The sequence below is a fragment of the Polynucleobacter sp. AP-Capit-er-40B-B4 genome, from assembly GCF_018882245.1.
Taxonomy (GTDB): domain Bacteria; phylum Pseudomonadota; class Gammaproteobacteria; order Burkholderiales; family Burkholderiaceae; genus Polynucleobacter.
On the sequence record NZ_JACVOV010000001.1, the window covers coordinates 63914 to 78816 of the forward strand.

The 14903-nt window shown below is 39.7% G+C and carries 6 protein-coding genes; all 6 read right to left on the reverse strand.

What is annotated here, in order from left to right:
• Window positions 1-99 precede the first annotated feature (99 nt).
• Window positions 100-3408 (reverse strand): tetratricopeptide repeat protein, encoded by a 3309-nt coding sequence (locus ICN19_RS00305; RefSeq protein WP_216244742.1) that lies wholly within the window; start codon window positions 3406-3408, stop codon window positions 100-102.
• 84 nt (window positions 3409-3492) lie between these two features.
• A complete protein-coding gene (locus ICN19_RS00310) occupies window positions 3493-8457 on the reverse strand; it encodes an AAA family ATPase (protein ID WP_216244744.1) in 4965 nt (1654 codons plus the stop codon).
• A gap of 16 nt (window positions 8458-8473) precedes the next feature.
• Window positions 8474-9592: a hypothetical protein gene (locus ICN19_RS00315; RefSeq protein ID WP_216244745.1), complete on the reverse strand. Its 1119-nt coding sequence runs from the start codon at window positions 9590-9592 to the stop codon at window positions 8474-8476.
• Window positions 9593-9594: 2 nt separating this feature from the next.
• A complete protein-coding gene (locus ICN19_RS00320) occupies window positions 9595-11238 on the reverse strand; it encodes a C1 family peptidase (RefSeq protein ID WP_216244746.1) in 1644 nt (547 codons plus the stop codon).
• Window positions 11235-12917 carry a DUF4407 domain-containing protein gene (locus ICN19_RS00325; RefSeq protein WP_216244747.1) on the reverse strand — a complete coding sequence of 561 codons (1683 nt, stop codon included), beginning with the start codon at window positions 12915-12917 and terminating at the stop codon, window positions 11235-11237. Before ICN19_RS00325 ends, ICN19_RS00320 begins: the two co-directional genes overlap by 4 nt.
• Window positions 12914-14875 (reverse strand): caspase family protein, encoded by a 1962-nt coding sequence (locus ICN19_RS00330; RefSeq protein WP_216244748.1) that lies wholly within the window; start codon window positions 14873-14875, stop codon window positions 12914-12916. The genes ICN19_RS00325 and ICN19_RS00330 overlap by 4 nt, the downstream gene beginning before the upstream one ends.
• Between the last annotated feature and the right edge of the window lie 28 nt (window positions 14876-14903).

Genomic DNA, 14903 nt, shown 5'->3' on the forward strand with positions numbered 1-14903 from the left:
CAGACTGGAGCATCGTTAACTCAAGGACAGAGTTTAAGAATTCTGTTGGCGAATAAACGAAAGATAACTAAACACCTAGACACCTTCCTCCAGGCTAAATCACTCATTAGAGGTCTGAACTAATCTTATCCATGCAGTACATGAATCATGCAGTTCTTTGCCGGAATCCGACAGCATCTTTGAGTACTCTAAACCTTTTGTAAATGCCTTAATAGCCAATCGTTTATCTCCGGCATTTTTATATGCACACCCTAAATTATTTAAGGCCCATCCGATTTCTAAAAAGTCTTTTAATTCAGAAGTTTTTAACGCTCTAATTTGCTCTTTTCGCAATTTTATTGAGGCTCTATAATCCCCAATCGCCATTAGTAACATCGCAAGATTGTGATAGCTGACTTGAGTCAACTCATGATTTAATAAAAGATGACTTTTTCTAATCTTAAGGGCAGGAATAAGATATTTTAATGCCTCATCTTTATTGTCTTTTTCCAAGAAAAGATGAACCCCAATTTCGTTTAAAAAATATGCGTAATCAACATCTTCTTGCCTATCATTTTTTTTGTATAAATACAGAATTTTACGATAAAGATCAGACGCCTCTGATCCCCGATCGCGATCATCCAACAAGGAGGCCAGGTTGTTCAAATAATCTTTCCGAACTGTGAAATTATCACCACCATATTTTTCTTGAATTGCTATAGCCTTTCGATAATAGAGCTCGGCTTTACTATATTTTCTTAAATCCTCAAGGCATAACGCAAAATTGTTGTAAGCCACAGCAACATCTATGTGAAAATCTGAATACAACGAATGTAGTATGGCTAACTCCCTCCGGTGCGCCTTTAATGCAAATCTAGGATGCTTTGACTCTCGCAAAAAAGTGCCTATATTTCCAATTCTTATCGCCTCTGTTGCGCTATTCTTACCCAAAATGGCTCTTGTAATGGGCATAGATTTCGCAATTGCAGCAATCGCTTCGCGCTTCAAATTCATATCAGACAGGCAAATTGCATAATTATTTAAAGTGTTGCTGTAATCAATGCTTTTAGCCTCGCCAACCTTCTCTAAATTAAGAAGTAAATCTTCATATAGATTTTTAGCCTCAGTAGCACGATTAGTATTTCTCAATATCCACGCAAGGCCATTAATTGAAGCCCCCCTAGACCTGCTATACCTTTTCTCGCGTGCTAAACACTCCTTAAAAGTATGCTCAGCTTCAATAAAATTCATTTTTTCAGATAGCAATACACCAAGCTGATGCAAGGAGAGAAGGTACTCCTTACTTTTAGTCCCGTAAAGGGTGGAGGAGATTGAAACAGATTGTCTAGCAAGTCCTTCTGTAAACTCACTTAGAAATCCTTTATTTCTAAGAAATCGCTCCAAACGAAATAAAATTTTTAGCAAATTATCGGGGTTAACGCTATTTCTCCAAAGATCCCAAACTCTTTGATATTCGTTTTGTATGTTTACTTTATTCTTTTTCTCTAATTCAATCCAATATTTTTCCAATTGATCTTGGTGGTTATCATTAGTTAGATCTAGGAAAAGCTGATAATCCACCAAACACCTCTTCAAGCTCTCCCACTCCTGCGCCTCTCTCCACTGATAGGGCTCTTCTTCTGCTCTTCTAGCATCCGCTGTTTGTTTTTGGAAGTATTTGGCTAGATTGATATGGGCTTGTTTTTGGAGTTGCTTGGTTTTGAGGTAGCGGTCTTTGACAGCAATCCTCATGTAGTCATGCGCAAAGGCAATCTTGCCATTGGACTCTAAAAAGCATTCATCTAGGGCATTGCGGATCGGAGCCCAGGTGGCGGGTTTGAGATTAACGATAGCGAGGATCTCTTTTTCAGTAAGACCTGCTCTAGAAGCCCAGATAGATTGCATGGCCATTTGCACTGCCTGTTTGCCGCTATCGCCCTCAACGCGTTTGAGCACCCGCTCAAATAGATCATCAATGGTTTTACTAGAGAGGTATTGTTTTAGGCGCCTTTGCAACTCTTCATGGACTCCAAACAGGCGCAGCTCTTCAGCTAAGGTTCTTATAAAGAGGGGGTTGTTAGCCAGCGGATGAGCAAGTGCTTGCTTGATGAGATCTGGAGCTAAGGTTTTGTTGTACTTGGCCAAGTAAGTAACTAATAGGTTTTTGCGCTGGGTACTGGTTAAAGGCTTTACTTGAAGGGTGTGCCACTGCTCCTTTTTGGCGGAGCTTGGCCGCTTGCTCGCTTTAGTACTGACCGCATTACTTACCTTAGTGAGCAAGGCTTCTTTGACCTCCCCCGGAAGGGTTGAGACGATGAGCGTGATGTGAGGTGGCAGGAAGTCTGGTAACCAGCGCAGGTCTTTTAAGTCAGTCAGGCTATTTAAAGAGTCCAGTGCGAGCACCCAACTAGTCTTACGTTTGCCGGCAGAACTACTCCCAGTGGCCAGCCATGTAGTGATACTGTCATCAAGCAATTGAGGGACTCCTGCAATCTCGTCATTACTGCCCGTAATGCGTTTGATGGTCTCAATTAAGCGCCGCACCAATACCGCAGGATCGGCTGAGTCGGTACTGGCGCCCAGGTAATACTCAAAGACCAGGTGTTCGGGGTGTTTGGCTTGGTAGCTTTGTAGCCAGTTCGCCAAAAGCGCACTCTTACCACCGCCAGAGCCGCCTTCAATGAGGATTTTGGTTTGTTTTTTAGTAATTGCTGCAGTCAATGCCTGGAGGTACTTTTCTCCCCCTAAGTACAACCTTCTTCTGGGAGCAGCGTATGCTTCGTGCTTTAGACCTTCCCTGGTATAGGCATCTGGCACGCTCGTAGCGGGGAACTCTTTATCTAAGAGTTTCCAAAGGTCTTTTTCTAGGCGCTTGGCAAAGGCTTCTGGGTTCTGATAGCGCACTACTGGGAAGCGGTGTTTACTAATACGCGCTTTGAGCTTTTGCTGACGCTCGTGATCGGCTGGCGACTCAGGTAAATAATCGCCGCCTTTTTGTTTGGCATAGGAGGACGATCTAAAGTAAAAAAGAGCTCTGCCAGCCATTTTGGGATTATTCAGGACACCATGGAGCATCTCCAGTTCAGTAACGCTTTTGCCACCACGGTGACTATCTAACCAAGGTTGGCGCTCTACTAAATCGGGGGCATACGCATCTTTAGGGGGGACCCAGCCATAGCGATCACCGAGCATACCAACAAAGAAGGGTCTTGCCCTGTCAATCTCCGCTAAGCAGATGGGTAGCACTTCACCACGCTCGGCCTGCGCCGCGGTAATACCCCAGCGAAGATCAACATCGACTAACTCAACAAAGCGATCTTTGAGCTTAGCCCGAAGATTGGGAAAGACTTTGCGAACTAGAAGGTCACGCTCTTCCCCGTAGTCACGAAAGGTAGAGGAGAGGAAGATGCGGACGGAGCGGTTTTGCATGAAATACTATTAGAAAAGAAAAGGGGGATTTAAGTTGGTTTCTGGCACCCAAAAGCTTCTTAATCGTTAAAAAAACATTTTTTCTCAAGAATTAATTAACTCGTCAGGACTATATAGTCCTATTAAAGAAGCTGTTCCATCGGATTCTGTAATAAAAAAGAATTTTTCATCAACTGCCATTGACAACAACGGAAAGCCTCCGTAGGGTTCAAAAAATTCCCTACTACTCTGATCTTGAGAAGAAACTCGATGCGGAATAAATCGGACAAGTTGTCTACCATACCAACGAATCATTTGATGGTTTACACGAAACTCTACATAATTTTTGGGATAACCATTCACTGAACCGTCAAAACACGTTAGTGTTTTCAGAGGTTCCCCCACATAAAAAATTTTCAAAAGATTTGGCAATGGTTTAGTAAATGCCCTATATTTTCGGGCAACAACACCTTCAAGAGGTGCAACAGCTAATGCCTGAGGAATTGCAATTGGCTTTACTTCAGAAAACTGATGATTTGGTAAGACAGTTAATTTATAAAATTGATAGTCTACAAAATACTCCTGATTATTATCATCAGCGAAAATAATTTCGCCATCTATAACCCAGAATCCATTTTTAAGGAATGGATGAGAAATAAAATCAAGATACTTATATTCTGGCTTTACTTGCATGGTGTCTAAAGCCAAATAGTCGATCTCTCCACTATTTTTAAACAAAGAAATGTGATCTTCGTAAGAAATCAATAGATAATCATCCATTGGAGTAACGTCAATATTTGAGTACCCATCATAATCTTTGCATTCTGCTAAGAATGCACCAAAATAACTATCATATGCAGTAGGATCTAAAGAAACCCATTCTTTATCTCGATATAAAAATTTAATGAACCCACCGCCATTTCCTGACTCAGACATCCCACGATCAGCACTCCAGAGAATTAATTCATCTCCAATTAATTCCGAAATAGCACCTGGAGAGTACTCGTGCGGGATAAAAACTTGCGATGGTGGAAGTGCTTGGTTATTAATAATTTGAATAGCTTTTGTGCCAGTAATTGCGAATATTTGCTGATCGTTCCAAGACTCTGAAACAGTGACTAATCCACCAATGTTTTGATCAATCTCAGCTGAATATTCTCTATCACCCTCGCGAATATTCAAACAAACTAAATTTTCTTGATCTAATACAACGATTTGTCTGTCATTTATCCAGGAAAATATGAACTCATCTTCATAATCAACAACTAAATTCATTGTACAAAGATGATATAAATCGCCATCTTTATCAATTGATATGATTGGTTCCGGAACGCTGTGAGAACCAGAATCCATATCATAATGTGATCGTCGACTAACAATTGAAGTCTCGCCATTTAAAGTTAAAACTTCAAAATTTGATAGCCCTTCATAATCGGTATCATGAAACTCATCCTCATCAAGATTCCAAGTGCTTAAAACAGATTGGGATTGCAGTTGAGTACCGCTTTCTAAAATACGAAGGGTACTGTCAGAGATAAACTGCGCAGAAACATTGCTGCTTGAATCCATCAGTAATTGTCTCTTACATAACATTCCCCTATGAGGGTGATAAGCAATGACCCAGTGAGGTGGAGAATATTTAGTAGACTCTCCTACCCCTTGAAAATGATAAGACAGATTCATTGAGCAAGTAAAAACGATGTAATTAGAATTACAAGCTAGCAAATTAATCTGATCAAAATCTTTATCCTTTTCCGTTACAAAATTATTCACTTGTTCATCAATTATTTTCACCACGCGACTAGTCAAATCCACTTGATACCAATGATTAGACTTAAATAAAATCACATTTTCTATTGCAATAAACCGGCTCGAAAAAAAAGTTGATGGAATCGGATCAGTTTGCCAAAAGTCATCGATATTCCCTATATTCTGAAAAACAATGCGGGTATAAGATTCCCATGAATTTTTCTTCTTAATATCAGTCGTTTTATGAATAAACCAACCTTGATGAATAATAAATACAGGATGTTGGCCAACATCATATCTTTTTCGATACCTATCTTCCTTCATCAGAGGAAGTCTTATTTGAACTAGCTCATTATTTTCTTTTACACTTAAAACGTAATGCGCATCGATTCCACGAATGAGTATTTGGCTATTCTTTTTATCTTTATTCGGCCAATCCTGAAAGCTTCCATTTACAGATTGCCTAACCCATTTATGTTCACTGGGCAAATTGATCTTTTGTTCCGAAAAAAAGCCATTTTCGAAAGTAATCAACGTAATATGCTTTCCATGCCTAGGGAGCAAAAGTAAAGAGCCATCAACTTTAAATAATTGATCTTTCTCACTACGGGGATAGGAAGAGATTAAGCCTCCATCCAATGTATTCCAAGCCAAAATTTGAAAATTGTCCCAGCTAAGTAAAATATTTTTTGATAAAACTAATAATCCATTTGTTCCCTTCTTTCGATAGTGCGCATATTCATAGCTGGTCCAAAAAACACCATCATCTTTTTTAGTTTTAGGAATAATTACTTTTTTAACCAAAGCCTTATTAAATTTAGAAATTGTTAACCACTTCATAGCGTCGTTATGAACTTGGTTGGAATTATCAATTTCTAGGGAAAATTGTAAAAAAATTCGATGGGCAGGCCAAACTTGATCTGCTTTAATGAATATTTGAATTCTATTTTTTAAGAATAACCAATAATTTACTAATGTATTTTTGAAAGGTAATTTTTCGACAATCGCCCTTTGATAATCTTGAAATAAATCTTCTATCCGATTTGCAGCACTCTTAGCCATGACAAAGCCAAAGTTTGATATTAAATTAGAGAAGTCTTCAATTTTCTTTGCCCTTATTAATTGCCATGGTTCTTCCATGATTCTTCGCAAAGATTGGCTCTGTTGATCACCACTAATATCAGTTTGTTTAAAAAGTAAATCTAGATTCTGATCACCCATTTTTGAAAACAAATGAGCTAACCTAGAATGTATCTCTTCTCCAACTTTTTCTTTAAGAAGCTCTTCTTCAATGACCTCTTTAAACTCTCGATGGAAATAACGAAACAGAATTGCTCCATCAACTTTAGCCGTTGTGAGATAAGGTGAGATATCAAAATATAGTCTTGACCAAAGAATCGGTGGTAATTGAGCTCTATCTGACGGCCATTTTTTATCTGTCTTCTCGGTATTACTAAATTCTCGTCTTACCGCATCATCCGCACCCAAGGCTTTCGCTAGCTCTTCTTCAGACAACCCAAATCTTCCTGCCGCAATATAAGCAAGTGCGCGATGAGTAAATGTAGGTAAATGCTTTTCGTCATTGAGGAGACGAGAATTAATAAGTTCACTCACCATCGACTTAATTTGACTGGGGAATTGTCTAGGTGGATCCCAAGAATGCCACTGACGAACTTCCTCATAAACCAGCTTTAACCACAATGGCTTTGAGCAATTTTTAAACTGTTCAAGTACACTTCTTTTTTGAATGGGGCTTAATTTTCTGCCAATCGTTGGTGTAATGCCAGCATTAAATCTCGCCTCTTGATAAGAGGATAACCATGCATCTAGCATTTTTGATCCATCAGCAAGGCTCATTGCTGGCACTAGCTTTAATGAATTTGGCACTCTCAATTTAGCGCTTGTGAGAGTAATGCCTTCTCGAGTACTTAAGATGAGTCGTGTAAATTGATTTAATTTCTTAGGTAGCCATTCTAATAGCAATGCATTATCGGTATTTGTTAGCTGGTCAATAGAATCTATAAATAAAATAAGTGGCGCCTCTTTAGTACTTAAATTCAATACTTCATCAAAAGCCTGATTAATCTCTCTAGCAGTTTGAAGAGGCTCGGGTATAGGTGATTGATAATATCGACAAATATCCTCAATTAGGTCTTTGAGAATCTGACTAATTTCTTCACAACCGGGAACTCCACCAATAAAACGTCCCAAAACGATTGCGTTTAAATGTTCTTTTTGTATGTGTTGATAAGCCTTTGACATGATGGCAGACTTACCCGTACCACCCTCACCATAAAGAATCAATGGTATGACATCTTTTTTCTTATATAAAGAAATATAGTGATCAATAGCTTTCAATGTTGATGTTCGACCTACAAAATTCGCACTACGATTCATAGCAAATTGATTATGTAATTCTGCACGAACTTGGTAAGACTCTCTTTTGCCTAGTAACGCTAATTCCTTATCAATTAAAGTAACCTGATCCTGATAGAAGATTTCACAAAAATCATCAATGAAATCATCAGAAATCATGCTGAGGCTATCCCCCCCAATCCAATCAGCGCTGTATTCTCTATACATCTCCGGCAGTTTTTCTTTTAAATCCCTCTCTAGTTCTTTTAAGCGAATGCTGGCACCGGGAACTATTTGATTATTTTTTGAATCCCAATCAATAAAGGCTTTCGCATCTTGTGAGATAGGCAAGTTATTGATTCTGCGAATGTATGCGTGGATATGCTCTTTAGCATCAGGCGTTTCCATTGCACCAAGAGCAATTTCTTGATGAGTCGCTGATGCAAAATACGGTAAACGATCTGCCCCCTCAAAAGACTGAGTGCATCTTCTTAAGGCGGCTTGAACGGTAAGCTCTCTTGCCTCGTTATCTGACCAATTACCTTCTCGAGACTTCAAAATATATACTGGTGGTATCGCATTTGTATCTGGCTTGGAGTAATAAGCCGATATGATAATTTTAGAATCAGACGGGCTAGCGTTCTCCATTAATCTAGTCCAATGATCCACTGGAATACGCGCTGGTATAGGCTCCCAACCATAGCGATTACCGATAAAAACTGCGAAATTAGGCCTTGGAGACAATTCTTGACTACGTCGAATTTCATCCAAACAAATCCTTAACGTATCATGATCAACTTGTGCTGCTTCTGTAATCCCCCAACGCAAATCTACGGCTAAAAATTGTGCGCCACGTTCTTGGCAATAAATTTGTAATCGAGGAAATACCCTTGACTGTAAAGCCTCACGCTCGAGCATGAAGTCTGAGAAGGTGGAGCTTATAAATAGGCGAAACGTACGGTTCATTTAGCTTAAGTGACTCTTATTTAGCATTGGATGTGTTAAAAGCATATGTTGCTGAACATTTAGAAAATGCATTTCTAGAGATTTCTAAAAGCTGATTAATCCTTTCAAGCTTCCACTCACCTTTGTCATCAAAATCATTCATATAAATATGGGTGGTTTTAATGTAAACATCTAAAATCCCAATAAATTCTTTGTAGAACTTCGGCTTAGCTGCAGAATAAACTGCCGCGTCGAATACCAACTCTGCATATTCATCAATTACTTTCCAGTCTTGAGCCATTTCATAAAGACAGTTTTTCCAGCTATCTTCCCAAAGGGTTTTAAAAACTCTAGATACTGTGGCGATGTAATAAAGGGAAGAGTCAGGGTCTTCGGTTTTCAATTCTGCATAGTGCTTAGCTGCTGTTTTTAAATTGAGGCTATGGTCAATATTAAATAAGTCCAACGAGCCAAATTCACTCAATACAGCATCAAGATTGCCCGGTTGTGAAATGTGAGCTTTGCTACGATTCATTTTTTTGGTATTCATCACCATCAGATCAGAATGAGCCAATTTAAGCCTACTCTCAAAATAATCGAAAACAGTGCCCTCATAGTCCTCACAGTTCCAGTGCTCTGCATTGCAGTATCCGAATGCAATTTGAAGATCAGAGCCTACGCATGACATATCAATAGAGAATGGAATGCTAGCGTTATTTTGACCTTCAATAGCCACCCTATCCTCATATCGTTTTATAGCCGGCTGTTTCCAACCTTGTGTATGACTAGTCGACACATGATGAATAGCGAAAAGCTTTCTCAAATGGTGCGAGATTCTGCCTTCACCAAAAAAGCCTTCGCTTAAGTTTTTCTTAGAAATTCCAACATAAAGAATTGGATAAGAAATACTAGTCAAAACATAAATAAGTCCGTGGGCGGCTTGGTTAATCTCCTGAATTTCTGGAGGCAATACCTCCTGAGGAAGTAATTTGGGCGCCAAAAGGGTCTGTCCACTACCAAGATCATCTGGATATACGCGACTGCTTGACGCCCCGTTAGATGAGTAATGCTTGTTCCAGTTAAGATTTAAAGCCCCCTCAACAATAATAGGCGTTAGTCTCTCTAATGGATAAAAAATAGTAAACAAAATTTCCATATTTAGCGTTCTACCGTTTTGATAGGAAGAACGCTCACTGAGATTTGCTCAATCTCGCTGTTAGGCACCTTTGCTAATGTCTCCCTAAGGGAACTCAAGAAGCGCCGATCAGTAAAAGCATCGTTGTTGGCTTTAAACAAGGGCTGAGGTGAAACGATCGCGATCAGCATTTCTTGACCAAATGGCTCAGATACCTGCAACTGACCTCCAAATTTCACTCGACTATTTGCTGGAACAGTCTTACCCCACATCAATTCAACAGCCTCTCCATTAGCTTGTAAATAAGTTAAATATAAGAATCCCGCAGTATTGGCAGTATTAACCTGAATATTAAATAATTCACCATGTTTCAAAATACCATTAGCATGATTTGGAATCTCTATTTTTACCTCTGAAGTATTGACTTTAGAATTACCAAGAGTCTGATTTGCCTCACAAGTTGGCCACGGTGTGATATTAATTTTGCTATTAACTGACTTTACTCCTGGAATGGAGTTCGCTTTAGCTACAAGTTGCTTTAAATCAGGAGCATCCCTAACAAAACCTGTCATCGTTACGACTCCAGAATCACTGACATTTGTCCTTATGCGAGAGCAAGGTAGCGCATCGCTAGCTTGGTTAATCTTCTGTTCAATTTCTGAACTAGTCAGCACCACAACAGGGGGAGTCACGACCACTGGCTTGATTGGTTCAGGGGGCTTGATCACTTCTATTGGCTGAATCGGTCTAGCGATAGGTACAGGAGCAGGCGTTGGCACTACTGGATTCACTGGCTGCTCTATGATCCGAACCGGAGCCTCATCCGCCCTAGGGACTGGAAAGCCAGGATCAATTACATAAAACTCATAGCCGCGAGAGATGAGGGTATCGTAGTCTATCCATCCATACCCCTTATCACCCCACCAGTCTCCCCATGAATTAATAACTTTAAAGGCGCTTTTATTATCGTCATAACCGACCAAGACCATAGCATGGGCATTAGGGGCGCCACTACTCAAATCGCTATAGATTGATCGGCCACGAAAGTCTAAAAAAGATTGCGGCACATTCATCCCAAAAATAACAGGGTGACCAGCATATAGTTGAGCTTTTATGGATTCTTTGTCATTTCTTTGTATGTAATGAAAGTCAGAAATACGTTGATTTTCGGCACTAACCCTAACTTGTTCACTAGGTATTTCTGAACACGAATTCTCGTAGTATGGAAATTCTGATAAGTTGGGAACACCCTGTTGCTTTAAAAGAGATAACGCGTCAATCACCGTAGTACCAGATTGACAGCGATTTTTGTCTGTAGTGAGTTGGTTGTAAATAAATGCTGGACTACCAACAAAACGCTTACGTGAATTGATTGGATTGGTATTGTTTGCGTAGTAACTTTCAGCACTATAGGCAACAGCCCATGCTACACAGGATGATTGAGGGCCCTGATAACCTGGAAGAAGCATTCTACTTGTCAAGTCTACTTGTGGCGGTATGTAACCACGATATTTCCGTGCAACAGGTAGCCTTTTTATTTGTTCTGGTGTTGCCGGCTGCAATCCAAAGCTAATAGCATTAGATTGCGCATAAGCATAACTAAATCCTAGAGAATAGGCGGTTATCAAGATGAGAAACGCTAAATACCGCACAATAGGTAAACTCATTTGCTGGTCCGTTTCTTAATATCATTGAACTTACTTTTCATTTGCTCCATACGAGATTGTTGCAAACTCTGCCTTAGCTGAAAAAGTTGATCTCTTATAGCTGCCCGCCGTGCAATTACCTCGTGAAAAAATGTTTTATATACAGGGTGACCTTTTGCATCAAAAATTTCATAAGCCTGATATTCAACTCCAGAATTTTTTGCAAGAGATAGCCTCATCCGTTCATCAACCAAGTAATCGTATGCATTTCTAGACCCAAATACCTTCATCAAAATAGGCATTGTTTGAATGAAAATAATACTGAGAATCAGAAACCATGAAAAAAGTTTAAGTTCCTCAAAGGCAATCGTACTGGCCCTAATAATCCCTGGATTTGGTGACACACTTAAGAGAGACATTAGTTTTTCTTTTTGCATCTGCAGATTTAATTGATCTACGCTGAGGTTAACTAGGGATATGGCATCACCCTTATTTGCCTCTAAAGCAGGAATTTGTGCATTCACTCCATGCAACAAATCATCCATCTCTTTTACACATCCCCAGATGCTATCTTTGTAAAACACAAGATTAGATATCTTATTGAGGGTAACCGCTTCGTTATAACAAGCAAGATCTCGGCCACGGATATTTAAGAGATCTAAGTTTGCCGGCACCACGATAATTGGAGATTCTTTATTTTTATTAGTTTCAACTACAACAGTGGTCACCACTTTCGCCTCATTGAGAGGAGTGATAGTAGTCGTATCTTTGCTCTTAATTTCGGTCTTATCAGATTTTATAGCCACAGAAGGATCTTGCACCTCTTTCTTGACGATCTTCTGAGAGGGCTCTTTTTTTACCTTTTCAGAAGAAACTATTTTTGAGCTGTCCGATACGAGATCTTTTCTGACTTTAAGCTCATTGACCGGGGCCTGGTCCTTGGTTGAGATAACTTGTAACTCATACTTACCAGTTTGAGGATTTAAGGTTGAAATATTCATACTTAAGTTCTCAACCTTGATCCCCCTGTCTTTCCGAAGGCTCTCGATTGTTTCGACTGACTTGACTTGACTGCTTGCCTGAGAATTTGATGTGCTAGCAATCAAACCATTTTCATAAGCACGCTGAAAAACATCATGAAAATAAGGCTGGTAACTTTTGGATATTCTCTCAAACGCAGCATCTAGCTTTTGATGCAGCTGATAATGGTATGCAATTTGAATTTCAGACTTAAATAAGGTAGTCTGCAGCGGGATAGCAATCATAAACCCACAAAGAACTGAGAAAATCACTGCAAACGCCCACCTGCCATACCGCTTAAATCCAGAGGTCTTTTTATTAGCTAAGCCATTCCTACAAAATATGATGAACTTTTGCAAATTCATGACATATAAGCCACTTAATATTGCTCCCACAATAATGGCGAGCCATCTAAAAGAAGAGGCAACATAATCAGACCCATAGTCGATTACTCTCCCTGGTGATAGAAATTCATAAAAAAAGATGCCCCCAGATAAGGTAGCCAATATAACAAGCATGGCTACGCACAGGCCCTCTGAATAAAACTGCCTGAGGTCAGGTCCTAAGTGTTTTCGGTGCCTACTTAATACCTGAGTATCAATAGCCGCCAAATAGAGAAATATCTTCTCAGTGCGCGAGAAAATAGGCTCAGTCCGACTGGAATCTGCAGAGTAACTCATACCTCACCCAGCCTTCGAACAAATTTGTTGTAAGCAGACTGACTAGATAGATTCTCGTCACTAAGATTTTTTACAGTTGGAAATACATCATAAAAATCAGTGTCAGCATTCCACCACTGATATCTTCCGATCTTAGAAGAATCAAATGATTTATATTTTTCAAGCGCATTCACTATTTGCTTATCAACATCGTAATGAACCGCTTTTAAATACCGTCTTAGGCTATCATTTTTGAGGCGCTCATAGCTAGATATAGCTAGGTATGCAGCAGGCCAAAAGTAGCGAAGTAGGTCTCCCGAGACCATTAGCAGAATAATTAACAATGTAATAACAAGATTCAAAAGCAGTGTCAATTTCTTATGCCACATTTGATGCAGCTTTTCGCTTATAAGGCCAGACCCGGTAATTTCAGATCTATACCAGGCAACCTTGCTAGCGGTATTTTGATCAATATCATCCTGAAGATAGGCTATTTTATTTTTTGTAAGATCAATTTCTAATTTTAAGCAGGCAGCAAGTGGTGAATTCATTGCCTCATTACCTACGTCGACATACTGGTTACATGGATTATTATTTCCTGACTCGCTTTGAAGCTCCACTACTGGGGCTTGTATCACCTTAGACTTATTCTTATAAATAACTCTTGGCTCAACTAAATAAAAAGGGGCCTCTAAGTTATTTCGAACATCTGGAATTTGTTCGCCACCAGTTAAACCCTTAACTTCTTTAATCACTTTAGAAAAAACACTCTGAATATCTTCAGGGGTATTTAAATATCTAAGCAATGCATAGGTATAAGGGCTATGTTTTCCAGAACCTTTGACACCATCAATTGACCCCTTGCCTGGCGCAGCAGCCATACTAAAGAAATAGTTTCCACCACTCTCACCCTGGTACTGACCAGCCAACCCTCCGGTGCCGCCCTTTAAAGTCGAGATCCAACTTTGACAGGCATCCAGAAGTAAGACATTTAGCGCAGGCTTTCTACTGGCGACCTGTTCAACAATCGGCGTTACCTTAATTGCCCGGTTTATACCCTTAGCAATTTCTTCGCCATTGGCGTCTTTTGATGTGATGTAGTTATGCCCATCACTTTGAAATCCATGGCCTGCATAATAAATAATGCTGTAATCACCTGGGCGTAGGGATTTAATATATCGGTTAATTTTCAGCTGAATCAAATCGCTTGACTCATCTTCCGAGGTAAGTACGGCATAGCCCATGCCCGTTAGCAGATTAGCTATAGCACTTACATCAGTGAGTGAGTTATCTAAAGACGTAAAACCATTGGTATAGCTCTTTGAGCCAATCAGGAGCGCTTTTCGCTTAGCCTCAACATTTATGGTCTGAGTCGTAATCGGATTAACCACTGGATTACTCTGACCAACGAGAGCATTTCCAAATCTCTTGCCAGTTAAGCGCTCCAGCCTCTCGGAAAGCAAGACCTTATCCCGAATTAAATTGTCAATTTGCTCTTGAGTGGCTTGATATTGATTAAATTCAAAAAGTGCTACTTTTTTGTCCATGTACAAATTAATATTCTTTTGGATGGACGCGCCACCAAAAGAAAAATGTTCGTTGAGAAACAAAAGGATGGGCTGTGAAAATACGGCTGCCATCAGTAGCATCAAAAAAATACGTAACGGCTTATGACGCCAACTATTAATTTCTTCTGGATCGTTATGAAGTGCATATCCACCCATTGTTACGAACAGTCTTTGCATGCTTATTGCAAAGATGAATACCACCAGAAAGATACCGACAGAGATAGCAATAAAAAAAGCATCTACCGTGGGCCTTAAAAAAGGAATGGATGCGCCTGACAATGCCATTAAAAAAGCAGAGCCCAAGCTCAGCCAATAGCTAAGCACCAATGAGTCTATAGATTTTTCATCCATAGACTCTAGGGTTGCCGGACTATATCCAAAGAAGCGCAATAGCAAGAAGTTAAACATCATCTTAGATGTCTATAAGCGTAAAGATGCC